Source organism: Sorangium sp. So ce362, assembly GCF_051519845.1.
In the GTDB taxonomy this organism is placed as follows: Bacteria; Myxococcota_A; Polyangia; order Polyangiales; family Polyangiaceae; genus Sorangium.
Genome location: NZ_CP150332.1, coordinates 5,335,395 through 5,358,414 on the forward strand (window position 1 = coordinate 5,335,395; position 23,020 = coordinate 5,358,414).

The window sequence follows — 23,020 nt, forward strand, 5'->3', positions numbered from 1 at the left end:
GGCGCGGCGGAGGCCTCCTCGCTACTTGTCCGCCACCATGGGGGCAAGCTCGGGTTGAGGTCCGGTCGCGGTGAGCTTGATCGTCGACGACTTGATGACGACGGAGCCGGCGGAGATCGTCACGTTGGACCCGCCGACCTTGAGCGTGATCGAGGCGGCGTTCATCGACAGCGCGCCGCCGACGGTGATGTTGAGCGTCGAGCCGCTCGAGATGGCGATGTCGCCGCCGGCCTGCGCCGCCCAGACGCCGCCGACCGTCGTGGCCTTGGCGCCGCCGACGTTGATCGCGACGTCCTTTCCGCTCGCCGAGATGAAGGCGCCGCCGACCGTCGTCGCGTGCGCGCCGAGGGTGAACGAGCTCGCGCCGGTCGCGCACGCCGCGATCTCGGCGCCGCCCACGCTGATGCTCGTGACGCCGGCGACGGCCATCCCGACGCCGAGCGCGGCCGCCTCGACGGCGCTGCCGCCGACCGTCTCGCTGAACGAGGCCGGCGTGCTCGCGCTGACCGACATGGGCGTCATCGTCGTGTGGCTGCCGCCGATGGTGAGCGAGCGCGAGCCCTTGACATCCACCTTCTCATCGCTGCTCACGGCCTCGGTCCGCGACCCGCCGACGGCGATCGTCTGCGACCCGCCGATCTCGATGTCCTCCTGCGCGCCGACGTCCAGCGTGGCGTTCGCGCCCACCGTCTGCTCGTGGTTCGCGCCGACGCCGAGCGTCGCGACGTTCGTGACCTTCTCCGTCTTGTTGTTGGCGACGACGACGTTGAGATCCCGCTCCGCGTGGACATGGACGTGCTCGCCGCCCCCGCTGTCCTCCATGCGGATCTCGTTGTGCCCCCCACCGCCGGGGCTCGACGACGACTGCAGCGCCGACTGGGTCTTGCTGTCGGGCAGCTTGTACGGCGGGCCGTACTTGCCGTTGTAGACGCGCCCGAGGACGATGGGCCGATCCGGATCGCCGCCCTCGAAATCGACGACGACCTCCCAGCCGACGCGCGGGATCGCCACCGCGCCGCTCGAGTGCAGCTGCGCGACGCGCACCCAGCACGAGCTCTTGTCGTCGCCGGTGCCGCGCCGATCCCAGGGGAACTGCACCTTGACGCGCCCGAACGCGTCGGTGTGGATCTCCTCGCCCGCGGGGCCCGTCACGGTCGCGAGCTGCGGACCCGGCACGTCGCACTCCGGCGCCGACGCGGGCGGGCGGAACGGGAGATCCTTCGGCAGGAGGTGGAAGCGGTTCCTGTAGGTGCCCTCCCCGGACGCGTCCTCCCACACGTGCTCGATCTCGCGGACGACCCACTCGCCCTCGAGCGCCTGCTCCGGCGCGTCCGTGAGCTTCACCGTGTGGCCCGGCGTCAGCGAGCCCACGGTGCTCGCGCCGCGCGCGCCCTGCGACGCGGCCTCGAACGCCTCGAGGCGGATCCGCGCGCGCCGCGCGCCCTCCGACGGCTCGACGTAGCGGCCGGGGTAGTCGTAATGCTCGCGGCCGAGCGGCGCCTTGCCGCTCGCGTTGGCCTCGAGATCGAGCGCGGGCCGCTTGAAGTCGTGATCCCGGAGCGTCACCTCGGCCGGGCGGGCGCGCTCGAACAGCGCGAGATCGGTGATCGCATAGCCCGAGGTGAGCCCGCTCTCGCGCCGGAACACGACCTCCGCGGTCGGCTGCGCCTCCGCGTAGGCCGAGCTCGAGTCGCCGAAGACGACGATCGCGCCCTCGTCGCCGTGCTCGTGGAAGTAGAAGATGCCGTCCTCCTCGAGGACGCGCGAGACGAACGTGAAGGTGTCCTCGCCGAACTGCGTGCACACCTCGCGCTTCGGGTAGCTGCCGGACAGCCGCCACCGGACGCGCGCGCCGACGATGCCCCGCTCCTCGAGCAGCGCGGAGACGATCTCCTGGCTCGTCTGCTCCTGGAAGATGCGATGATCCGTGGTGCACCGGAGGACCGCGAGCGGCGACTCGAGCGTGACCGCGATCGTGCGCGGGTCGCCGCGGCTCGCGCGCTCGCGCACGCCCGTCACGACGCCGCAGAAGAGCCGCGGCGCGCCCTCCTGGCTCGCGACGATCGCCGTCGCGCTCGCGCCGACCCAGCCGCCCGGGTCGAGCTCGGGCGCCGAGAGCTCGATCTCGACCTCGACCTGGTACGAGAGGCTCAGCCCCTCGTGGGCGGCGATGCTCCGCACGCGCGCGAGCTCCGGGGAGAGCCCCTCGGTCGCGAAGAACGCCTGGTGGAGCGAGATCGCGTCGCTCATCCGTTGTGCGCTATCTTCGAGGCCTTCTTCGTGATCGTCGCGCCGGGCGCGGCGATCGCGGGCGCCTTGACCTCGACGCTCGACGCCTTGATCGTGAGCGAGGCGCCCCCGACGCGCATCGAGATCTCGCTCTCAGCCTCGATCTCGATCGTGGGCGCGTTGACGAGCATCGCGCCGCCGACCGTGAAGGCGAGCCGCGACGTCGCGCTCTCGCCCACGTTCGCCCCGGCGGCGATCACGTACGCGCCGCCGACCGTCTCGGCGCACGCGCCCTTCACCGAGACGGCGCAGCCGGCCGCGCCCGCGTTGATCTTGGCGCCGCCGACCGTCTCGGCGCACGCGCCGCCCGTCAGGTACGCGAGGCCGGTCGCCGCGGCGCTGACCCACGCGCCGCCCACCGTGACGCTCGCCGTGCCCAGCACGAGGCGGTTCACGCCCAGCGCGGAGATGGCCATCATCGTCCCGCCGATCGTCACCGAGCGACCCCCCGTCGCGTCGAGGCTCGATCCCAGGGTCGCGGTGACGCTGCGCGAGGCGCCGATCGTCGTCGTCTCGGAGCCGCCGACGACCACGGACCGGCTACCCGACACGGTGAGCGACTCCGCGCCGCCGACGCTCACGTCCTGGTTCGACACGACGCCGACCTTGCGGTTCGAGCCGACCTTGGCGTCGAGGTTCGCGCCGATCGTCTCCTCGAGGTTGACGCCGATCTTCTCCATCCTGTTATCGCCGACGACGACGTTCATGTCCTTCGACGCGTTGAGGAAGATCTCCTCGCCGCCCTTCTTGTCCTCGAACCGGACCTCGTTCGACGAGCCGCCGCCCGGCGTCGTCGCCGTCTGCCACGAGGTCCGCGTCTTGTTGCCGGGGAGGCTGTAGGGGACGGGGAACTGCCCGTCGTATAGGTGCGCGCTCACGTAGGGGAAGTCGACGTCGCCCTCGACGTGGTGCGCGAGCACGTCCCAGCCGACGCGCGGCAGGACCATCGAGCCGCCGAGCGGGAACTGGCCGACGCGCATCCACGTCGAGGCCTTGTCGTCGCGCTGGCCCTGGCGATCCCAGTAGAACTGCACGCGGACGCGGCCGGACCTGTCGGGGTGGATCTCCTCGCCCGGAGGGCCCACGACCACCCCCGTCTCCGGACCGGCCGGGTCGCGCGTGACAGGCCCGCGGCGCGCGGCGCGGTACGGCGTCGCCTTCGGGATGGCGACCCAGGCGATGCGGAGCGTCTCGCCCCCGCCCGCCGACGGACCGCGGTCGTCCGAGACGACGTAGGTGACGCGCTCGACCAGGTAGCTGCCGTCGAGCCCCTCGACCGGGTGCTCCGATAGGTCGAAGCCGCGGCCGACCCGCAACCGGGTCGTCGACGCATCGCCCGCGACGACGACCCGGCGTGCCCGCAGCTCCTCCAGGCGGACCTGCGCGCGGCGCTTGCCGTCGCCGGGCACCGCGAAGCGCCCGGGGAAGTCGTAGAGCTCGCGCGCGCCGCTGCCCGCCTTCTCGTCCATGAGCAGGCGCGGCTTGTCGAAATTGTAGTCGCGCAGGCGGACCGCCTCGTGGGCGAGGGCGGCGCGCTTCGTCACCCGGTACACGGCGCCCCGCGCCTCGAGCAGCTGCGCGTCGTCCCGGAACGACAGCTCCGCGCCGCCGTCGATCGGGGCCGCCGTGGTCGAGTCATCGCCGAGGACGAGCTTCGTCGCACCGTCCTCGTGCTCGAACCAGTAATAGATGCCCTCTTCGTCCAGCAATCGCTGGACGAAGTCCCAGTCGCTCTCGCGGTACTGGGCGGTGTAGGGCCGCGTCGCGTACGACGCGCTCGTGCGCCATTCGACGTCGGCCACCTGGCCGCGCGCGAGGACGTCCTTCACGATGTCGACGACCGTCATCTCCTGAAAGACGCGGCTATCGCGCCCGAGCGCGAGCGGCGAGACGGGCGACCCCAGCGTGAGCTCGAGCCGCGCGCCCTGCGCGAGATCGCCGACGTGGCGGGCGGCCGAGACGACCACGCCGCGGAGGGGCAGCACGCCGCCGAAGCCGTCGGAGAGCACGAGCTCGTACGGCTCGCCCAGGAGCTCGCCTGGGGAGGGGGCGCCGTCGCGCGTGAACACCTCGGCCGACAGCGCGTAGGGGCAGGACAGCGCGACGGTCCCCTGGAGGCGCGCGACCTCCAACCCGGTACCCCCCACGGAGAGCTCGGCCACGTGCGCCATCAGCCCACCAGGTTGGGGTTGCCGGAGATCTTGATCTGGCCCGAGGCGTCGAGGGTGATGAGGCCCGCGAAGCTCGCGGAGGCGGGCGTCAGCGTCAGCACGCCGCCGCCGCCGAGCAGGTTCGCCACCCCGCCGACGAGGATGTTGATCTTCTTCGCGTTGATCGCGACCTTGCCCGCAGCGCTCATCGAGGCCAGGCCGCCGACGGTCACCGCCGCGGCGCCCTTCGTGCCGCCCACCCGGTTCGCGGCCGCGGCGTGCACGCACGCGCCGCCGACCGTGGCGGCGTAGGCGCCGACGACCGACTCGGTAACGGACTTGCCGGACGCGGTGATCTTCGCGCCGCCGACCGTCTCCGACTTGGCGCCCGCCACCGCCACGGAGACGCCCATGCCGGCCGCCGAGACCATCGAGCCGCCGACCGTGAGCGAGTAGCTCGACTTGGCCGTCTTGTCGATGCCGAGCGCGGCGAGCGTCGTGTGGCTGCCGCCGGTCGTCTCGGCGTCGCTGCCCGCGATGAGCTGGCTGATGTTGCCGCTCACCGAGACGGTCTCCGACGCGCCGATCGACACCGTGCGATCGCTCTTGATCTGGAGGCCCTGGTCGGCGCCGACCGTGGAGGTCTGGTTCGCGCCGATCGACACGGTCTGGCTCGCGCCGATCGTGATCTGCTCGTCGACGCCGACCTCCACCCGCTCGTCGACGCCCACCTTCTCGGTCTTGTTGTTGTTCGTCTGCGCGTCGAAGTCCTTCGACGCGTTGACGAAGAACTCCTGCCCGCCACCCCCGTCCTCCATGCGGATCTCATTGGATTTGCCGCTCGCCGGGCTCGACGGCGTCTGGAGCGCCATCCGCGTCCCTGCGGCCGGATGGGTGTAAGGAGACGTCTTCTCCGCGTTGTACATCCGGCTCACGGCGATGGGCCGGTCGGGATCGCCGTCGAGATAGACGATCGACATCTCCCAGGTCATCCGCGCGAGGGCCATCGATCCGCCGATGGGGAGCTGGACGACGCGCATCCAGCACGAGCTCGTGTCGTCGTCCTTGCCGAGCCGGTCCCAGAAGAACTTGCCCTTCATGCGGCCGAGCCGGTCGGTGTGGATCTCGCCGCCGGGCCCCGTGACGACCGCGGAGTGCGCGCCCCGCAGCCGCGGGCGCGCGGCGGTCCGCGGCACGCGGAACGGGGTCGCGTGCGGGATGGCCGTGAACCGGTTCGTGTAGGAGCGCGCGTCGCCGCCGCCGGCCGTCCCGAGCCCGCGGGCGATGATGTCGTGCCGCACGGCGGTGAGCAGGTACTTCTGCGACAGGTGCGCGCCGGCCGTCTCCTCCAGCTCGAACCACGAGCCGGCGCGGAACGTCCAGCGATCGCTGTGACCGGCGCCGACGCGGGACCGGGCGAGGATCTCCTCGCAGCGGATCTTCGCCAGCGCTGCGCCCTCCTCCGGCGTCCTGTGGCCAGCGGCGTACTCGAAGCGCTCGCCGCGCGGCGACTCGACCCCGGCGTGGGTGGACGTGAGGTCGATATGAGGCGTCTCGAAGTTGTAATCGCCCACGGACGCCGCCTCCGGTGTCGCGATCGTTTCGAGCTCGAAATCGAGCACGCCGACGCCGTGCTCGCGTCCATCGACGATGGGCCACGCCACGGTCCCCTCGACAGGAGGGAAGCTCGATTGCGCGTCGGCGAACGTGACGTGGGTCCCGCCGCCGTCGTCGTGGATGAAGTAATGAATGCCCTCGTGCTCGAGCAGCCGTGAGGCGAAATTCAGGTCCGTCTCGCGGGACTGGACGCAATAGGTGCGCTCGGCGAGCGTGCGTTGCAGCGACCACGCCACGTCACCGCGCGGGATCCCGGCGCCCTCGAGCACCTCGGACACGATCGCCTTCGCGTCCTTCTCCTGGAACATACGCGTGTCGCTGCGCAGGGTCAGGAGCGAGAGCTCGTGGACCAGCTCGATGAAATAGCGCCGATGGTGGCCGTGCTGCAGGCCGTCGAACCGCGCAGCGGACACGACGAGGTGGAAATGGCGCACCGGGGCGCCGTCGACGCAGAGGGCGAGGTGGGCCTTCTCCCCGATGAGCCGCTCGAGGTCGAGGTCGTCGGGGCCGACGAGCTCGACCGTGGCATGGGTCGGCTGCGAGATGGCCTCCAGGACGGTCGCGGCCACGGCGGTGAGGCCGGCCGGGATCGCGCTGCATTCGAGGGAGAGCGAAAGGAGCTGCTCCACGGTCGACCTCAGTTGAGCCGGATGATGCGGCCGACGATCTTGTGGATACCGGAGGCGCGCGCGGTGATGTCGTGCGCGACCGTCTCGATGAGCCCCTGGGCGCGGACGACGAGGCTCGCCGCGCCGCTCGCGATGGCGAGCTCGTGCTCCGCCGCGACGATCACGCGGCGCGCCTTGATGAGGAACTCGTCGCCCTCGTCGACGCCGGGCGTGGGCGCGGTGCGCAGGGCGCCGAGCACGACCCAGCCCCCGCCCTCGCGCTGGACGATGACCCGCTCGCGGCGGACCAGCGCCGTGGCGAGCACGCGCGGCGAGAGCGCCTCATCGAGCGCCGCCTCGATCTCGGAGCCGCCGAGCGAGAGCCGGGCCGTGCGCCCCTCTGCGTCGAACGCGACGAGCCGCGCGGCCATCAACCCGGCGGCCGCCGACTGCGCCTGCGACGCGGGCGGCGGGTCCGACGCCGGGGCGGAAGGCGGGCTCGGAGGAATATCGAGCTTTCGCACCGCCGCCCGCTTCACTTGCCCCGCCATGCGGTCCTCCTGTGGTCCTGAAGCCTCCCGCGAGGTTCGCTCCGGCCAGGATACACGAGGAGCGCGCAATCATGCATCCCTCGAACAGCGCGCCTGACGCCGGTCGCGGCGCAGTTCGTGCACGCACCACGAGACGATCGATCCGGAATCACCGCAGGCGCTACCATCGACGGCCGTCATGGGCCACATCGTCCGCCGACCGTCCTGGGGAGTCATCGATCTCGATACCCGAACCGGGCACATCTTCGTGCAAGAAGAGTGGCGGTACGTATGGCAGCTCGACCCCGGGGCCCGGCCGTGGACCTTGCAGGAACGGCGCCGGTTCCATCACACCGCCGACAGGCACATCTGGGGCGCGTGGAGCCGCCGGCTCCGGGTCCAGCCGACCGGCACGCACCGGCTGGCGAATCCAGTGCGCGACCTCCCCATCGCCTTCGATATCCGGTGGGTCCTCACCGGAGGCCACTGGACGGTGAACGTGAAAAAACTCAGCGCCGGCGCCCCCTCGCCCCGGAGCTGGGTCGATTTCCGCGCGCGCACCATCCAGCTCGATCAGCTCGACGCGATCCCGCACGCCGTCGGGAATGCCGCGCATCAATCGAGGAGCGGCTTCTACACGATACCGCACGAATTCGGGCACACGCTGCCGACGGGGGCCGGCAGCGCGCTGCCGGTGGACGACGAGTACGGCGCGGGGCACGCGCACCTCGCCGATACCGATAGCCTGATGAACATAGGCCGTCAGGTGCGCAGCCGCCACGTGCAGGCCGTCGTGGACGAGCTCAACGCCATGCTGCCTGACCTGCAGTTCTCTGTGGCGCCCTGAGGGCAGGCTGGACACGGGCGGTGGGGGCGGCGAGGATGCCCGGGTGCCGGCCCGAGGCAGGGACGAGGACGACCAGAGCACGGCGGAGCGCGGCGCGCCGCACGGCGTGACGCTGTTCGATCACGCGCAGATCTCCGCCGAGCTCGCGGAGGGCGATCGCGCGCTCGCGCGCGTGCTCGATGCGCGCGGGCTCACGGAAGCGCAGTGGAACGAGGTGACGCTGTACTGGATGCAGCGAATGGGCGACGACGTGATGGACCACGCCGAGCGCGCGCGCATCCCCATCGTCTACTCCGACGCCTTCTCGAAGGCGCAGGACGCGCTGAAGCCGCTGCCCGCGATGGACGTCGAGGGGTACGCGGCGCTGGTCGCCGCCATCCAGGCGGCCGGCTCGCCGGCGCCGCCGCTCGCGGCGCGCCGGCTGTCGATCGCCGACTATCTGCGCCTCTCACGCCATTTCGCGCGCGCGATGGCGGCCGACGCGGAGCAGTCCAGGCGGTTCTTCGAGGTGCTGCAAGCCCTCGCCCCGCCGGCGGAGGAGGTCGAGGTCTGACGGACACGGCGGGAGGGCGCGGCGCCCTCGCGGCAGCGGGGGCGGCTCACCCGGGCGAGCCGAGCGCGGCGCGCGCCGCGGCCACCCTCTCGCGGTAGGTCCGGGCAAGCGTCGGATCGGCGGCGAGGCGCTGGGTCCAGGCGCGCTGCTGACGGGAATAGGAGGAGAGCGAGAGCCGGGCGCCGGCCAGCACGGCGCTCGGGGGCTCGCCCGCCTCGATGCGCGCGGTGAGGCGGGCGTAGTCCTCGAGCGGCAACACGGGCTCCGACGGACCGAGCGCCGCCTGCGCGGCGGTGTAGGCGCGATCGAGGTCCTGGCCGAGCGAGAGGTCGGCCTGCAGCGCAGCGGTCGCGACGCGGAGGAGCCACGTCATCTCGACGTCCATCCACCGCACCTCGTCGAGCCCGTGCGAGGCCAGGACGCTGGATCGAGCGGCGGGCGCCTCGGCGAGCTCGGCGGAGATGCGGGCGTACGTGTCGAGGTCGACGCCTTCCACCGGCGAGCGCGGCACCGGCTGCGTCGGGTCGGGGCCGCCGGGGAGCTGCGGGAGGGGGGGACGTTCGTCGGGCATCGGTCTCCTGTCGCGCCTGCGCGCGCAGCCTCCGGCTATTCCGGCGGCGCCGCCGGGGCCACCCCGGCCGCGGGCGGCGCGAGCCGGCGCGCCGCCACGATGCAGAGGGCCTCCACGGTGATGAGCGAGAAGAGCTGCCGCGGCGTGACCCGCGTCTTGTCCTCCACCGCCGCGAGCGCCGGGAGCCACGTCTCCAGCCGGGCCACCACCGGCCCGGTGAGAAACCCCTCCTTCATCACCTCGGGCGAGGAGAAATCGAGGCGGGTGATGAAGTTGAACTCGCTCTCTCGCGCGCGGATGTGGAGCTCGTGATCGACCATGAACACGATGTCCACGAAGTCGAGCGAGTCGGCGCCGAGATCGTCGATGAGGCGGCTCCCGAGCTCGACCGCGTCGGCCTCGACGGCGAGGCTCTCCACGATGCAGCGCTTCACCGCCTCGACCACGTGCGGAGGGATGTCCACGCTCGCTGCGTCCGTGTTCGTCATCGGATCCACCTGGTGACCTTGCTCCCCGCCTTGCGATCGGTCGGCGCCGGCTCGCCGGCGGCGTACCCGACCGCCACGAGCGCGACGATACCCCAGCTCGCGGGCACGCCGAGGATCTCCTTGAGCCGACCCGCCGCGAGCAGCGGACCGGTCATCGCCGACGCGCCGAGGCCGGCGTCGTGCGCCGCGAGGAGCAGGCTCATCAGCGCGAGCGACGCGCCCGTCAGCCCCGAGTCGCGCTCCATCGCGGCGATCGTCTCGCGCAGCGCCGCCGGCAGCGAGGGCGCGACCAGGCCCGACAGCACGGTGTGCCCGCGGTAGATCGGCGCGATCACGACCGGCGCCCCCTCGAACCGCGTGAAGTAGTCGCCGTAGGCCACGAAGGCCCCCTGGCTGTCCGGCGGCACGTGCTCCGCCACGGTCGCCACCGCCTCGCGCACCGCGCTCGCCATCGCCGCGATCGCCTCCGGGCGCTTGACGACGACGAAGCGCCACGGCTGCTTGTTGCTGGCCGACGGCGCGGTGACGGCGAGCTCGATGAGCCGCTCTATCACGCCGTCCGGCGGCGGCTCCGGGAGGAAGCGCCGCACGCTGCGGCGGGATCGCAGGAGCTCCTCGAGCGTCATCCGACCGCGTAGCCCCCGTCCACCGACGCCACCGCGCCGGTGACGTACGCGGCCCTGTCGCTCAGGAGAAACGCCGCGTAGTCGGCGATCTCGCCCGGGGCGGCGATCCGCTGCTGCGGCACGCGGGCCACGATCTCCTCGCCGGCGAGCGCGCGCGTCCCGCCCAGCATGTCGGTGTCGACCGGGCCGGGCCGGAGGCAGACGACGCGGATGCCCTTCCTCGCGTACTCGACCGCGAGCGCGCGCGTGAGCGCCTCGATCCCCCCCTTCGCCGCCGCGTAGGCGGCCTGGCCGCGGGCAGGGCGGACCGCCGCGACGGAGCTCACGTTGAGGACCACGCCGCGCTTGCGCCGCATCATGCGCGGCAGCACGGCGCGGGCGCACAGGAGCGGGCCGAGCAGGTTCGTCTCGATCTGCGCCCGGATCTGCGCCACGTCGCCCGTCACGAGCAGCCCCGGCGCCACGACCCCGGCGCCGTTGACCCAGCCGTCGATCGGCCCCACCTCGGCCTCGAACCGCGCCACGGCGGCCGCCACGGCCGCCTCATCGGCGACGTCGAACCCGAGGGCCAGCGCGCGCCCTCCGCGCGCCGCCTCGACCGCGGCCGCGACGTCCGCGGCCTCGCTCGCCCGCTCGCGGTAGCCGATCCCGACGCCGGCCGCGCCCTCGCGCGCGCACGCGAGCGCGATGGCCCGGCCGAGGCCGCGGCTCGCGCCCGTCACCACGACGCGCTTGCCCTCGAGCAGGAGGCTCACGGCCGGATCGACTCCGGGTGGCGCAGGACGATGGCCGCGTTGTGCCCGCCGAACCCGTACGAGCTCGAGAGCACGTGGCGCTGCCGGTGCGCGCGCGCCTCGTTCGGCACATAGTCGAGATCGCACGCGGGGTCCGGCTCGCGGAGGTTGATCGTCGGGTGCACGGCGCCGCGCAGCATGCACACGACGGCGGCCACGGCCTCGACCGCGCCGGACGCCGAGATCAGGTGGCCGATCATCGACTTTGTCGCCGAGACCGGGACGCCGCGCGCGCGCTCGCCGAGCAGCCGCTTCAGGGCGAGCGTCTCGGCGGGATCGTTCTTCGGCGTCCCCGTCCCGTGGGCGTTGATCGCGTCGACCTCGTCCGGGCCGATCCCCGCGTCGGCGAGCGCGCGCGACATCGCCAGGAAGGCGCCGCGCCCCTCGGGGTGCGGATCGCTGATCTTGTAGGCGTCGAAGCTGGTCCCGTACCCCGCCACCTCGGCGAGGATGCGCGCGCCGCGGGCCCGCGCGTCGTCGAGCCGCTCCAGGACGAGCACGGCAGCCCCCTCGCCCATCACGAAGCCGTCGCGCGTCCTGTCGAACGGCCGCGACGCCGCCTCGGGCCGGTCGTTGCGGAGGCTCGTCGCCCCGAGCGCGCAGAAGCCCGCGACGCCGAGGGGGTTGATCATCGAGTCCGTGCCGCCCGCGAGCATGACGCGGCGGCGGCCGGCGGCGATGAGCCGGTAGGCCGCGCCGATCCCGTCGGTGCCCGCGGCGCAGGCCGACACGTGGACGAGCGGCGGCGCGGCGAGGCCGAAGCGGTGGCTCAGCGCGTGGACGCAGACCTCCGAGGGCGTCTGCATGAAGCCGAGCCGCGCGGCGAGCCCCTCCGGCAGCGCGAACCCCGGGCGCCGCGCCGCCGCGAGGTGATCCATGTTGAAGAGCTCCAGGCCGACGCCCAGGCTCACGCCCGCGTCGGCGCGCGGCGCTTCACCGCCCGCGCCGAGCGCGAGCCCGGACGCCTCCACGGCGCGCCTCGCCGCCGCGAGCGCGAACGCGACCTTGCGGTCGCCGAGCGGCACCTCGGCCGGCAGCGGGGCCTGCCCGGCGATGCGCGTCGGCAGGGTGGACGCGTCGAACAGGGTGATGTGACCGACGCCGCTCCGCCCGGCGAGGAGCGCGTCGCCGAACGCGTCGACGCGATCGCCGAGCGGCGACACGACGCCCATCCCCGTCACGACCACCGCGTGGCGCGCCGTCACGAGACCCTCCGGAGCCAGCGGCTCTCCGCGGTGATGCCGTCGCGCCCCTCGAGGCGATGCACGACCTCGACGGCGCCGCGCTCCCACGCGCGCGCGAGCGCGACGAGCGGCGACGCGGGCCCGAGCTCCGCGCCCGCGTCCAGCGCGGCGTCTCCGCCGCCGCCGTCGGCCTGCGTGGACGACGCGACGGCGACCGCCTCGCGCTTCGCGGGCGCACGGGACAGCGGATCGAACGGCGCGTACGCCACCGCGACCGACGCGAGCTCGCCGAGGGCCGGCGCGCCCCGCCCCGCCGCGTGGGCCCCGCGCTCCAGGACGACGGTGGCCGACGCGTCGAACAGCCGGTCTCGGGGCACGGGGTCGTCGATGCGCCGCATGTGGTGCTCGACCAGGTAGTTGCGCTGGTGCGCCACCCCGACCACGAGCGCCACGTCGATCTCGCCGCGATCGAGCGCCTGCACGGCCTCCTCGAGCGCGAGGTAGAGCTGCCCCGCGCTCGGGTAGAGCACCGCGTACGGCCCCTCCACGCCGAAGCTCGCGGCGACGTGGTAGGCGGGCATGTTGGGCAGGCAGCGGAACGCGAGCAGCGGGTGCGCGCGCGTGTACCCCTCGGCGCCGAAGCGCGTCGGGCTGAAATCGCCGCGCTCGTCGAGCGAGCCCTCGAGCACCGGCGCGATGTCGCGCTCCAGGAACGGGATGTAGCCGACCGCGAGGTAGAGCCCGGTGCGCTCGCCCGGCAGCGACGCGGCGAGCCCCGCCGCCGCGAGCGCCCGCCCGGCGCTCACCACCGCGAGCGCGTCCTGGAGCCCGAGGTACTTCCTGCTCTTCTTCTCGCGGAGGAACGGCGACGGATCGCAGGCATCACCGGGAGAGAGCACGACGGACGCGAGGCCGGTCACGAGCGTCACGGCAGCCACACCTTGTCCGGGAGCTCGCGCGTCCACAGCGCGTAGAGGTAGCGCCGCTGCGCGTGCACGCGCTCCGAGTCGATCGTCTTCAGCACGAAGGTGAGCGTCGCCCGCATGCACCTCTCCCCGCGGACGTCGGCGCCGACCGAGAGCTTCGCCGCGGCGTCCAGCGACTGCGCCACCTCGGCGAAGAGCTCGACGCTGTCCCCCGGCTGCGCGGGACGGTAGAACTTCGCCTTGTCGATCTGCGCGAGGAGCGCGCGGCGCGGCGCCTCGGACGGCCTGTTCTCCGTCACCTCGACGAGGAAGCCGGCGAGCTGCGCGGCCGCCTCGACGAGCAGCGCGCCGGGGTAGATCGGGTAGTCGGGGAAGTGGTCGTGCAGGACCTCGTCGGTCAGGGTCACCGCCTTCAGCCCGCGCGCGCAGCGGCCGGGTTCGACGGACGTGATCCGGTCGAGGAGGATGTAACGCATCAGGGGGTGCTCGCTCCGGGGGTGATGCCGTCCGCGGCGCCCCGGCGCGGCGGGCCGAGCCACGCCGCGAGCGCGCGATCGAGGACGAAGAACGTGAGCGCCGCCGCGGCCGCCACGAGGACGAAGTACCGGTCGTAGCGCGGGAACATCGCCTCCCAGCCCGCCCAGACGCGGTGGGAGAGGTTGACGTTCGCCTCCGGGGGCGTGAGCACGCGCGTCAGCCCACCGAGGGCGAGCAGCGCCCCCGTGGCCTTGAGCCAGGCGCGCCGCGCGAGCCCCATCTCCCGCACCGCGAGGACGGCGACGACGGGACAGAGCACGTGCGGCAGGAACGTGGTCAGGATGAGCCCGCTCCCCGTCGCGATGTCGAGCAGCCACATGGGCGTGCCGAACGCGAGCCACAGCGCCGCGATCGCGGCGAGGTCCGGCTTCGCGAGGAAGCAGCCGGCCGCGAGCAGGAGCGGCGCGACGTTGCACATCCAGAGCACGTCGTGCGGCGAGCCCCGCCGCACGTGGTTGCCGCCGTGGACGAGGAACGCCATCGCGGCGAGGCCGCCCAGCACCCGGAGGCGCAACGAGGACGGCGCCGCCATCAGAGCCCGCCGTCGACCATCATCGTCTGGCCGGTGACGTAGGTGTTCTCGAGCGCGAGCCACGCGGCGAGCGCCGCGACCTCCTCGACCTTGCCGAGGCGGCGGAGCCCACAGTGCTTGAGGTACTCCCTGCGCAGGTCGTCGGGCAGCGTGCGCGAGGCGCCCGCCTCCAGGACGCCGGGCGCCACGAGGTTCACGCGGATCCCGCGCGGGCCGAGCGACTTGGCGAGGCTGAGCACGAGGCCGGCGAGGGCGGCCTTCGATACGGCGTAGGGGACCGGCGACGGCACCGGCTTGATGCCGTCGACCGAGCCGAACAGGACGATGTTCCCGCCGCCGTCGAAGTGCGGGAGCAGGCTCCGCGCGGCGGCGAAGGCGCTGGTCACGTTGACGGCGAGGACGTCGGCGAACCCCTCGAAGCTGACGTCCTCGATCGCGTCGAACGCGGGCGGCTCGACCGACGACGTGCGGACCGCGCAGTGCGCGAAGGCGTCCACGCCCCCGAGCCGGCGCGCGAGCGCGTCCGCGGCCTCCGCGGCCGCGCGCGGATCGCCGAGGTCGACCTCGATCGCGGTCGTACCCGGGAGAGCGCGCACCAAATCATCAGCGATTTCGCGCCCTTGCCTGTACGTGAACCCGACGCGCGCCCCCGCCCGGGCGAGCTCCGCGACCAGGGCGCGCCCGACCGTGCCCGAGCCGCCGAGGACGACGCAGCGGCGCGGCTTCGGGGCGGCGGCGGCCATCACACGCCCCCGTCCACCACCACGGTGGCGCCGGTCATGTAGCCGTTGCGATCGGACACGAGGAACGCCGCGAGCTCGGCGACCTCGCGGAAGGTGCCGACGCGGCCGAGCGCGCAGTGCTTCAGGTAGTCGGCGAGGCGGTGCTCGGGCAGGTTGCGGCCGACGCCGTCCTCGAGCAGCCCGGGCGCGACGCACAGGACGCGGATCCCGTGCCGCGCGACCTCCTTGGCCATGGCCTCGGTCATCCCCTTCAGGCCGGCCTTGCTCGCGCAGTAATGGATGGGCGCCTCGATCATCCTGACCCCGGCGAGCGACCCGATGTTCAGCACCACGCCGCGCTTCTTCCGGATCATCGACCGGAGCGCCTCGCGGGCCGTGAGGTAGGCGCCCTTGAGGTTCAGGTCGAGGACGTGATCGAAGTCCTGCTCCTCGAGCAGCGCGAGCGGGAGGTTCTGGGACACGCCGGCGTTGTTGACGAGCACGTCGACCCCGCCCCACGCCTCCTCGACGGCGCGCACCATCGCGCGCGTCGCGTCCGCGTCGAGGACGCTCGCCCGGAACGCGCGCGCCTCCGCGCCGGCGGCCGCGATCTCGTCGCAGAGGCGGCGGGCGCCCTCCTCGCTCTTCGTGAAGGTGAACGCCACCCGGGCGCCGTGCCGCGCGAACGTCGCGCAGATCTCCCGGCCGAGGCCGCGCCCACCGCCGGTGACGATCGCGCGCTTGCCGGCGAGCAGGCCTGTCACGTCTTGCCCCAGATCTGCGGCTCGCCGATCGGGCCCGCATACCGCGGATCCTTGTCGCGGTAGAGGTTGTTGTACGCGCAGCCGGGGATCAGCCGCCCGTCGGGGAGCGCGTAGTGGGTGCAGCACTTCTTGATGCGGTCGACCTCGAAGTTGTGCACGTCCATGAAGGCGTGGATGAACACCGTCTTCACGAGGCCCTCGCCGATGTGGAGGCGCTCCTCGAGCGCGAGGGCGCGCTCCTCGGGGTACATGAGGAAGATCGCCCGGCGCAGGACCTTCAAGATCCGGTCGCAGTCGGGGACCTGGCCCGAGCTCGTCCACATCTGGTCGATCGCGTCGCGCAGGGCGCCCTCGAGCTCCTCGTCGGGCCGGATCGTGCCGCGGTTCGCCAGGAGCTCGAGGTAGCGATCGAGCTCGAGGAACCTGGGGAACGGGATGAACTCGCCGTCGACCTTGAGCAGGTAGGTGAGCGCGAAGCAGCTCGGGTGGGAGCACGGCAGCGGCAAGAAATCGCTCTTCTTGAGGAGCCCTGTCTGCTCCTCGGCCGCGCGGACGACGTCGGGGATGGTCATGACGTCGAGCGGATCGTGCGGCGCGAAGTGGGCGCCGCCGTAGCCGGTGTACGCCGCGGGCTGGAACGTGAGCGACAGGATGAAGTCGTTGTCGTAGAGCAGCCGGAGGCAGTCGCCGATGCGGTCGTCGTTCACGCCGCGGGCCACGGTCGAGACGAGGGTGGTGCGCACGCCCGCCCTCTTCAGGTTGGCGAGCGCCTTCTCCCGCGCGGCGGCCTGGTCCCCTGCCCCGCGCAGGACCCGGAGGGCCGGGTTGCTGAGCGCGTCGAGCTGGAGGCTCACGTACACCTTGCGCCGGGCGAGCTCCTCGCAGAAGGCGTAATCGCTCGCGCAGCGGAGGCCGTTCGTCGAGATGGAGACGCGCGCGATCTCGGTCCTCGCGCACGCCATGTCGAGGAGCGCGAGGAACTCGGGGTGGAGCGTCGGCTCGCCGCCGGAGAGGTTGATCGTCTCGAGCGTCCCCTCCTTGGCCACGATGCCGTCGAGCACGCGCCCGAACTCCTCGCGCGTCATCGTGTAGTTGTGCCGGTTCTGCACGATGCAGATCGGACACTCGAGGTTGCAATGGTTCGTGATCTCGATGATCGGCAGGCACGAGTGCTGCTCGTGATCCGGGCAAAGGCCGCAATCGTCCGGGCAGCCGCGCTCGACTGAGGTCGAGTACTCGATCGGCCTGGATCCCTCCTTGACGTAGGTGAGGGACCTCAGGAACCAGTCGGCGTCGCCGGAGATGAGCGCCTCGCTCTGCCCGTGCGCCGGGCACTGCTTGCGGAGGTACACCTTGCCGTTGCGGAGGAGCCTCACGCCGTCGACGGCCTTCTTGCACTGGGGGCACAGCCCCCGCGAGAAGGAGTGGAAGACCTCGCGGTCCTTCGCGCTCGGGGTGAACGTGAACTTCCGGTCGACGAGGGGGAGCTTCGCGGTCATGACGGCACCTTGAGGAGCGGGAGAGAGCGCCTGTTCGCGGGGGGCGCGGGCGCGAGGAGCGGGTGCGGCGCGGTCCGCCCCATGCGAGCGAGCATGTCGGGATCGGCGAAGCGCGCGTCGTTCTCGCGGTAGAGGACGTTGTACGAGCACGTCGGGATGTTGCTGCCGTCGACGTCGGGGACGCCGATACTGCACTTCATGACGCGGGCGACGTCGAAGCTCTCCTCGTCCATGTGGGAGTGGATGTAGATCGCCTTTGTCGCGCGCTCGGCGATCTTCTGCCGCTGCGCGATGGGAAGCGGCTTGCCCGGGGGGAACATCTCGCGGAGCAGGCGCTTCAGCGTGCGGAGCAGCGCCTCGCTCTCGGGCAGCCTGTCCGGATCGGCCCAGAGCTCGTCCATCGCGGTCCGGAGCGCCTCTTCGACGGGCTCGCGGGGCTGGATGTAGAGGGAGTCGCCGAGCAGCTCGAAGAGCTTGTCCCGGCCCATGAAGCGCGCGAACGGGGCGAGGCCGCCGCCGTCGAGCACGAGCAGGTAGCAGATCGAGTAGCAGTGCGGGTGGGCGAGCGGCGAAGGGACGAAGTCGCGCGCGGCGATGGCGCCGCCGGTGTGCTCCTCGAGGAGCCGGTGGAGATCGGGCGTGGTGATGCGCGCGGCGCGGTCGAACCCGGCGCCGCCCTGGCCCGTGAACGTGAGCGTGTGGAGCTCGAGCGAGACGATGTTCGGCTTGCGCATCATCAGGTCGAAGAGCTTGCCGAGGTCCTTGTCGTTCAGGCCGGCCGCGATCGCGGGCAGGAGCGTCGTCGTGACGTCGTGCTCCTCGAGGAGCTCGAGCGCCTCGAGCTTGGCCCGCACGGTGTTGGCGCCGAGCATCCGCTGGTCGATCTCGGGGTCGAAGGTGTCGAGCGACAGCACGATGCGCGCGTCGAGGGCGGCGAGCTCGCGAACGTAGGCCTCGTTCCGCAGCTTGAGCCCGTTGGTCGAGATGGTGAGGCGGCGGATCCCCGCCTCGGACGCCATGCGGAGGAGCTTCGGGAGCTCGGGGTGCATGGTGGGCTCGCCGCCCGTGAAGTTGATGATGTCGAGCTCGTCGTGCTGGGCGCGGAGGTGGCCGAGGATCGCGGCGAACTCGCCCTCGCTCATCTGGTGCGCCCCCTCGTTCTTGTTGACCGTGTAGCAGATGGGACAATCGAGGTTGCACGCCGACGTGATGGGGACGACGGGCATGTACACCTTCTGCTGGTGCGAGGCGCACGGGCCGCAGTCGAAGGGACAGCCGCTCCGCACGGCGTGGATCTCGCCGCGCGGCGGCGTGTGCGGCGCAAGGAAGGAGAGCGCGTCGAGGTACCATTCGACGCTGGAGGCGACGAGCACCCGCTGGTGGCCGTGTTCAGGGCAGAACTTGTCGAAATATACCGCCCCACCAGAAAACTGGATCTTGGCATCGACGGCCTGCTTGCAGGTCTTGCAGAGGCTCTTCGTCGACGAGTAGTAGACGTGCTCCGTCGGCTGTCGCTGGTTCCCCGTTCCGCAGATCGCCACGGTCGACATGGCGACCAGGAGTACCTGGGCTGGTCGGGCAGCGCAACGCCCGGCTTCCCGGCGCTGGCACCGCGCGCGCGCCGCGCAGGCGCGATGTCGCCGGGCCATTCCCCCGCGCGTGATTCGTGTCTAGCCTCCGCCGCATGCTCCGTGTCGCCGCTCCTCTCCTCGTCATCGCGCTCGCCGGCTGCGGCGGGGCCGCGAGCCCGCCGCAGCCGGTCGAGCCCACGCCTCCGCCGGCCGTCACCCCACCCGAGCCCGAGCCCGAGCCGCCGCTCGACGACGCGCCGATGCTCGACGTCGTGTCGGCGCAGCCCACCGAGATCCTGCTCGACGGCAAGCCGATCGGGACGACGCCGATCTCGGGGCGCAAGGTCGCGCCCGGCACGCACGAGGTGACCTTCGTGGATCCGGAGCGCGGCAACCGCACGATGATGGTGACGCTCGAGCCCGGCGACGCGAAGACGGTCCAGTCGGACCCGCCGCCCTCCATCCGGGAGAACGCTGGCGACGCCAAGGGCGAGAAGCCCGAAGAGAAGAAGTAGCGCCGCGCTCGCGCGGCGTCGCCGGTCCTGCGCAGGCCAGCGCCGCGAGCTCCCGCGATGACGGGCGATCGAGCCTACGGCCCGAGATCGCACAGGACGGCGGCGTTCGCCAGGCCGCCGTAGTGGCTCCGCGCACCCAGGTTGACCGTTGTGGCCACCCAGCGGCCGTCGCTCCAGAGCCGGGAAGGGAGCTCCGTCTCGCTGTTCGATGAGAAATGCATCCAGTCGTGGTTGCGGGTCCACGAGGTGCCGTCCGTCCGGCCGAGGTACTGGTCGAACGGCTCTGCGTTGTGCAAGGAGGCGCTCGCGACGAGCCGCCCGGGCGTGCCCGCGAGATCCTCGATGTGCGTCGTGGGAGGCAAGGCGCCGAGCCCCCAGCCGAGGTCATCGCGCACGCGGTACGCGCCCAGTCCCTGCGCCTTCTCCCACGCGTAGGCCTCCAGCGCGTCGGGCGGGCCGATCTGCGCGAGGGAGTCTCCGGTCGCGGGCGACTCGGACCAGGCGGCGCCGTCCCATTCCACGAACGACGGTCCCCGGGAGTCGTCCAGCGCGTGCCTGTCGCACAGCGCGACCACGGCCTGCGCGCCCGCGAGCGCGAGGCGCGCCATGATCGGATCCCGCCCGTCGCACGGCGACGCGCCCAGCGACGACCACGCGGCGCCGTCCCAGCGGTGGAGGGTGTTGTCCAGCGCGACGTAGACCTCGGACGACGCTCGCCCCACGATGTTCGAAGTCGACGCGGCCGGCAGCGACAGGTCGCGCGTCCATGCCGCGCCGTCGTGTCGCCAGACCGAGCTCACGCCGGCGTCCATCGCGACGACGAAGAGCGCGCCGTCCGGCGCCTGCACGCCGAGCGGCCGCGGATGGCCTCGGAGCCGGCGACCGGCGCCCACGTGAGGCCGTCCGCCGCGAGTCGGGCGACGCCGTCGCCGATGGCGTAGAGCTCGTCGCGCGTGCGGCCCGCGAACGACCTCCACGTCGGCGCGGGCGTCTCCACGAGCGATGTCCAGCCGGTCGGATCGAGCCGCTGGATCTGCCCGTCGGCCGCGCTGGCATAGACGACGCCCGCCGGGTCGACCCGGAGGGCCGGGGCGTCGTTCGTGGGCGGTTGCAACGGGATCGGCGCCGGGAGCGCGGGCGTCGCGACCCACGCGCCGCCGCTCCGGAGGAAGACCCGGAACGTCGACGCGTCCGAGCTGGCGGCGCGGCACTTCACGCTGAGGGCCAGCGTCCCGCCCCCGGCCGCCAGGTCGGCGTAGGATGTGACGGCGGCGCCGTCTCCGCAGTCCGGCGCGGGCTGCTGTACGAGCGAATCGCCCGAGACCAGGTAAAGCTCCTCGGTGGCGGAGACGAACACCTCGGTCCCGCTCCCCGCGATCGCGGCGTAGCGCTGCGGCGCCGGGCCGGAGAGCTCTCGCCAGCGGGAACCGTCCCACCGCCGGACGCCGGTGTCGTAGGTCTCGAAGAGGTCCGCCGGATCGCCCCAGAGCGCGTGCGGATTCCCGGTGCCCGCCGGGAGGATCCGGCGCCAGCCGGTCAACGGGTCGTACAGGTCGATCGTCCCCCCGAACGTGGTGAGCGCCAGGATCCCACCGACGTTGTGGACACGGCCGGTGCCGGCTCCGGGCTCCGGATGAGCGAGGTTGTACCAGGTCCCGCCGCGGCGGTACGGGAGCTGGGTGCTGTCGCTGGTGGAGGTCGCAACCCAGTCCGTCCCGGCAGCGACGTTGTAGAGCGACAGGCGCGGTCCGAAGCCCGTCATCGTCCAGCCGCAGCGCGTGAGATGCAGGACGTGCGAGGAGCTCAGGTACTGGCCGCTGACGATCCACAGGCCTTCGTCCGAGATGGCAGGCGCGGGGTAATCGTAGACGGGCGGGACCTGCGACCAGCCGGTGCACGAGCCCGCGCGCCACGGGGGGCGCTGCTCGTAGGGCGCATCCGGAGGAAAGACCCACGGCGTGGCGCCGACGGGCGGCACCGGGTCCTCGGCGGGCGTCTCCACGACGACGCAGCCCCCGCCCTCGCCGCCCGCGCCGCCGGTGCCGCCGCCGCCGTCCGCACCCCCGTCGCCGCCCTGCGGCGAGCCGCCCCCGCCGCCCGTGTGGCCGGCGTCGGGAGGCGCGGCACCGCTGGCGGCACCGCTGCCGCCGTCGCCGGCCAGCGGCGAGCCACCGCCGCCGCCCGACGGGGACGACGAGCACGCGGCCCAGGCCCCGATCAGCCCGAGCAGCAGGGCAGTTGTTCGACAGGAGAGATACATCACGGGGCGAGCCATAGGCGGACATTCCAGCAGATGTCCGTCGCCCTCGCCCCCGGCACAACCCGACCCAGGTTGGGAACCGCGGTCAGCAACCCGACCCAGGTTAGGCGGGGCAACCCGACCCAGGTTGGGAACGCTGCCGACCCGACCCAGGTTGGGAACCGCCGCCGACCCGACCCAGGTTGGGAACCGCCGCGCCGGCCCAGGGTGGCGGAAACTGGCGGAATCCCGCCGCCGCCACCCTGAGAGCGGAGCAAACCCTTGAAATGATTCACACCGACTCACGGCGCGGCGTTTGTCTCTGCGCTCCGGCCATGAGCCAGCCTCGCGCGATCGCCCCAGGCGCTACTTACCTGCTCACCCGTCGCGTCCTGCGCCGTCACTTCCTGTTGCGCCCCGATGTGGCCATGAACCAGCTGTTGGTCTACGCCCTCGCTGTCTCAGCGCGCCGCTACGGCGTCGAGGTTCACGCTCTTTGCGCGATGTCGACGCATCTGCACCTCGTGGTGACCGATGTGCACGGCGTATTGCCGCGCTTCTTGCAGCTCTTCCACCGCCTCGTCGCGCTGGGCACGAAGGTGCTGCGCAAGTGGGAAGGGCCAGTATGGGACCACGAGGCCACGAGCGTGGTACGGCTGCTGACGCCGGCGGCGGTGGTGGAGAAGATCGCCTACGTGCTCGCAAACCCAGTGGCCGCTGGTCTGGTCCGACATGCGAGGGAATGGCCGGGCGTCAAGGTGGATGTGGGCGAGCTCGGCTGTGGCGTGCTGCGCGCGACACGTCCCTCAGTGTATCTCGATCCGGAGAATCCGCAGTGGGTCGAGGAAGCAACGCTGCCCCTGGCGCTGCCGCCGGGCATCGAACAGGAGAACGCGGAGAGCCTTCGCCATCAGATCGCTGCCGAACTCGAGCGTCTGGAAGCGCAGGCCCGTGCGGAGGCGGAGCGGCAAGGGCTCCGTTTCTTGGGCGCCGAGCGAGTCAGCAGGGTCTCCCCCTACGAGCGAGCCACGAGTTCCGAGGAATTGCGCGGGCGCAATCCGACATTCGCCGTCGGCCGTGACCAGGGTGACTCGTGGCAAACCGCTGCTACCGCTGTACGTGCGTTTCGCGCGTCGTACCGTGCTGCGCTCGAACGATGGCGAGCTGGCGTGCGCAGCGTCCTTTTCCCGGTAGGGACGTGGTGGATGCGCACGTTTCACGGCGCCAGCGTCAATGACGTGGTGCTCACGGGATAGCACCTCGCGCGGGGGCGCGACAGCGAGACGGGCAGGAGGGGACAGCTTCTAGGCGTCGTCATCGGGAACGCCCGTTTGGCGGAGACGGAGCGGATGGCGGATCCGCCATGCTGCGTTGCGTGAATGGATGAGCATGCGTCATGCCGCGCCGAGCGTGCATGACGCGGAGCGAACCACCGCGCCTCTGCTCGGCCGAACGGAA

General features: G+C 72.3%; 22 protein-coding genes. 4 read left to right on the top strand and 18 right to left on the bottom strand.

Features of this window, described 5'->3' with window-relative positions; all coding sequences use genetic code 11:
• Positions 1-21 precede the first annotated feature (21 nt).
• From WMF17_RS20745 to WMF17_RS20760, 4 genes are read right to left on the bottom strand one after another with little or no spacing between them, the layout of a single operon-like run.
• Positions 22-2,250 carry a type VI secretion system Vgr family protein gene (locus WMF17_RS20745; protein WP_437650845.1) on the bottom strand — a complete coding sequence of 743 codons (2,229 nt, stop codon included), beginning with the start codon at positions 2,248-2,250 and terminating at the stop codon, positions 22-24.
• A complete protein-coding gene (locus tag WMF17_RS20750; protein WP_437603817.1) occupies positions 2,247-4,460 on the bottom strand; it encodes a type VI secretion system Vgr family protein in 2,214 nt (737 codons plus the stop codon). Before WMF17_RS20750 ends, WMF17_RS20745 begins: the two co-directional genes overlap by 4 nt.
• Positions 4,460-6,685 carry a type VI secretion system Vgr family protein gene (locus WMF17_RS20755; RefSeq protein ID WP_437650847.1) on the bottom strand — a complete coding sequence of 742 codons (2,226 nt, stop codon included), beginning with the start codon at positions 6,683-6,685 and terminating at the stop codon, positions 4,460-4,462. Before WMF17_RS20755 ends, WMF17_RS20750 begins: the two co-directional genes overlap by 1 nt.
• An 8-nt stretch (positions 6,686-6,693) precedes the next feature.
• Positions 6,694-7,215 carry a hypothetical protein gene (locus tag WMF17_RS20760; protein ID WP_437581425.1) on the bottom strand — a complete coding sequence of 174 codons (522 nt, stop codon included), beginning with the start codon at positions 7,213-7,215 and terminating at the stop codon, positions 6,694-6,696.
• A gap of 178 nt (positions 7,216-7,393) precedes the next feature.
• Between WMF17_RS20760 and WMF17_RS20765 the strand changes: the two genes are divergently transcribed.
• Positions 7,394-8,041: a hypothetical protein gene (locus WMF17_RS20765; RefSeq protein ID WP_437603819.1), complete on the top strand. Its 648-nt coding sequence runs from the start codon at positions 7,394-7,396 to the stop codon at positions 8,039-8,041.
• A gap of 43 nt (positions 8,042-8,084) precedes the next feature.
• Positions 8,085-8,594 carry a hypothetical protein gene (locus WMF17_RS20770; protein WP_437603820.1) on the top strand — a complete coding sequence of 170 codons (510 nt, stop codon included), beginning with the start codon at positions 8,085-8,087 and terminating at the stop codon, positions 8,592-8,594.
• 46 nt (positions 8,595-8,640) lie between these two features.
• Here the strand turns inward: WMF17_RS20770 and WMF17_RS20775 are convergent, their stop codons facing one another.
• The 12 genes from WMF17_RS20775 to WMF17_RS20830 are packed head-to-tail and all read right to left on the bottom strand — an operon-like array spanning position 8,641 to position 18,787.
• Positions 8,641-9,165: a hypothetical protein gene (locus WMF17_RS20775; RefSeq protein ID WP_437603821.1), complete on the bottom strand. Its 525-nt coding sequence runs from the start codon at positions 9,163-9,165 to the stop codon at positions 8,641-8,643.
• A gap of 35 nt (positions 9,166-9,200) precedes the next feature.
• Positions 9,201-9,653 (bottom strand): phosphopantetheine-binding protein, encoded by a 453-nt coding sequence (locus tag WMF17_RS20780; protein WP_437603822.1) that lies wholly within the window; start codon positions 9,651-9,653, stop codon positions 9,201-9,203.
• On the bottom strand, positions 9,650-10,279 hold the full coding sequence (locus tag WMF17_RS20785; protein WP_437603823.1) for a nitroreductase family protein: 630 nt from the start codon (positions 10,277-10,279) through the stop codon (positions 9,650-9,652). The genes WMF17_RS20780 and WMF17_RS20785 overlap by 4 nt, the downstream gene beginning before the upstream one ends.
• Entirely contained in the window at positions 10,276-11,034 is a 759-nt protein-coding gene (locus tag WMF17_RS20790; protein ID WP_437650849.1) for an SDR family NAD(P)-dependent oxidoreductase, read from the bottom strand. The genes WMF17_RS20785 and WMF17_RS20790 overlap by 4 nt, the downstream gene beginning before the upstream one ends.
• Entirely contained in the window at positions 11,031-12,278 is a 1,248-nt protein-coding gene (locus tag WMF17_RS20795) for a beta-ketoacyl-[acyl-carrier-protein] synthase family protein (protein WP_437650851.1), read from the bottom strand. The genes WMF17_RS20790 and WMF17_RS20795 overlap by 4 nt, the downstream gene beginning before the upstream one ends.
• Positions 12,275-13,186, bottom strand: coding sequence for a beta-ketoacyl synthase N-terminal-like domain-containing protein (locus tag WMF17_RS20800; protein ID WP_437650853.1), 912 nt, complete (start codon positions 13,184-13,186; stop codon positions 12,275-12,277). Before WMF17_RS20800 ends, WMF17_RS20795 begins: the two co-directional genes overlap by 4 nt.
• The gene (locus tag WMF17_RS20805) at positions 13,183-13,659 is read right to left on the bottom strand and encodes a 3-hydroxyacyl-ACP dehydratase FabZ family protein (protein WP_437650855.1); all 477 of its coding nucleotides are present in this window, start codon (positions 13,657-13,659) and stop codon (positions 13,183-13,185) included. The genes WMF17_RS20800 and WMF17_RS20805 overlap by 4 nt, the downstream gene beginning before the upstream one ends.
• Positions 13,659-14,252 (bottom strand): hypothetical protein, encoded by a 594-nt coding sequence (locus WMF17_RS20810; protein WP_437603828.1) that lies wholly within the window; start codon positions 14,250-14,252, stop codon positions 13,659-13,661. Before WMF17_RS20810 ends, WMF17_RS20805 begins: the two co-directional genes overlap by 1 nt.
• On the bottom strand, positions 14,252-14,995 hold the full coding sequence (locus tag WMF17_RS20815; protein ID WP_437603829.1) for an SDR family NAD(P)-dependent oxidoreductase: 744 nt from the start codon (positions 14,993-14,995) through the stop codon (positions 14,252-14,254). Before WMF17_RS20815 ends, WMF17_RS20810 begins: the two co-directional genes overlap by 1 nt.
• Entirely contained in the window at positions 14,995-15,738 is a 744-nt protein-coding gene (locus WMF17_RS20820) for an SDR family NAD(P)-dependent oxidoreductase (protein WP_437493617.1), read from the bottom strand. Before WMF17_RS20820 ends, WMF17_RS20815 begins: the two co-directional genes overlap by 1 nt.
• The gene (locus WMF17_RS20825; protein WP_437603831.1) at positions 15,735-17,237 is read right to left on the bottom strand and encodes a radical SAM protein; all 1,503 of its coding nucleotides are present in this window, start codon (positions 17,235-17,237) and stop codon (positions 15,735-15,737) included. Before WMF17_RS20825 ends, WMF17_RS20820 begins: the two co-directional genes overlap by 4 nt.
• Positions 17,234-18,787 carry a radical SAM protein gene (locus WMF17_RS20830; RefSeq protein ID WP_437650857.1) on the bottom strand — a complete coding sequence of 518 codons (1,554 nt, stop codon included), beginning with the start codon at positions 18,785-18,787 and terminating at the stop codon, positions 17,234-17,236. Before WMF17_RS20830 ends, WMF17_RS20825 begins: the two co-directional genes overlap by 4 nt.
• Positions 18,788-18,921: 134 nt before the next feature.
• On the opposite strand from WMF17_RS20830, the gene WMF17_RS20835 reads away from it, so the two are divergent.
• On the top strand, positions 18,922-19,323 hold the full coding sequence (locus tag WMF17_RS20835) for a PEGA domain-containing protein (protein WP_437650859.1): 402 nt from the start codon (positions 18,922-18,924) through the stop codon (positions 19,321-19,323).
• A 74-nt stretch (positions 19,324-19,397) separates the two neighbouring features.
• Here WMF17_RS20835 and WMF17_RS20840 read toward each other — a convergent pair whose 3' ends face one another.
• Entirely contained in the window at positions 19,398-20,171 is a 774-nt protein-coding gene (locus WMF17_RS20840; RefSeq protein WP_437650861.1) for a hypothetical protein, read from the bottom strand.
• On the bottom strand, positions 20,120-21,586 hold the full coding sequence (locus WMF17_RS20845; RefSeq protein WP_437650863.1) for a hypothetical protein: 1,467 nt from the start codon (positions 21,584-21,586) through the stop codon (positions 20,120-20,122). Before WMF17_RS20845 ends, WMF17_RS20840 begins: the two co-directional genes overlap by 52 nt.
• A 311-nt stretch (positions 21,587-21,897) precedes the next feature.
• Here WMF17_RS20845 and WMF17_RS20850 point away from each other — a divergent pair, with 311 nt between their 5' ends.
• Positions 21,898-22,818: a transposase gene (locus tag WMF17_RS20850; protein WP_437603835.1), complete on the top strand. Its 921-nt coding sequence runs from the start codon at positions 21,898-21,900 to the stop codon at positions 22,816-22,818.
• Positions 22,819-23,020 lie beyond the last annotated feature (202 nt).

Coding starts and splice junctions, on each gene's coding strand:
- WMF17_RS20745 (WP_437650845.1), bottom strand. CDS start 2,250: ATGAGCGACGCGATCTCGCTCCACCAGGCGTTCTTCGCGACCGAGGGG.
- WMF17_RS20750 (WP_437603817.1), bottom strand. CDS start 4,460: ATGGCGCACGTGGCCGAGCTCTCCGTGGGGGGTACCGGGTTGGAGGTC.
- WMF17_RS20760 (WP_437581425.1), bottom strand. CDS start 7,215: ATGGCGGGGCAAGTGAAGCGGGCGGCGGTGCGAAAGCTCGATATTCCT.
- WMF17_RS20765 (WP_437603819.1), top strand. CDS start 7,394: ATGGGCCACATCGTCCGCCGACCGTCCTGGGGAGTCATCGATCTCGAT.
- WMF17_RS20775 (WP_437603821.1), bottom strand. CDS start 9,165: ATGCCCGACGAACGTCCCCCCCTCCCGCAGCTCCCCGGCGGCCCCGAC.
- WMF17_RS20780 (WP_437603822.1), bottom strand. CDS start 9,653: ATGACGAACACGGACGCAGCGAGCGTGGACATCCCTCCGCACGTGGTC.
- WMF17_RS20785 (WP_437603823.1), bottom strand. CDS start 10,279: ATGACGCTCGAGGAGCTCCTGCGATCCCGCCGCAGCGTGCGGCGCTTC.
- WMF17_RS20805 (WP_437650855.1), bottom strand. CDS start 13,659: ATGCGTTACATCCTCCTCGACCGGATCACGTCCGTCGAACCCGGCCGC.
- WMF17_RS20810 (WP_437603828.1), bottom strand. CDS start 14,252: ATGGCGGCGCCGTCCTCGTTGCGCCTCCGGGTGCTGGGCGGCCTCGCC.
- WMF17_RS20815 (WP_437603829.1), bottom strand. CDS start 14,995: ATGGCCGCCGCCGCCCCGAAGCCGCGCCGCTGCGTCGTCCTCGGCGGC.
- WMF17_RS20825 (WP_437603831.1), bottom strand. CDS start 17,237: ATGACCGCGAAGCTCCCCCTCGTCGACCGGAAGTTCACGTTCACCCCG.
- WMF17_RS20830 (WP_437650857.1), bottom strand. CDS start 18,787: ATGTCGACCGTGGCGATCTGCGGAACGGGGAACCAGCGACAGCCGACG.
- WMF17_RS20835 (WP_437650859.1), top strand. CDS start 18,922: ATGCTCCGTGTCGCCGCTCCTCTCCTCGTCATCGCGCTCGCCGGCTGC.
- WMF17_RS20850 (WP_437603835.1), top strand. CDS start 21,898: ATGAGCCAGCCTCGCGCGATCGCCCCAGGCGCTACTTACCTGCTCACC.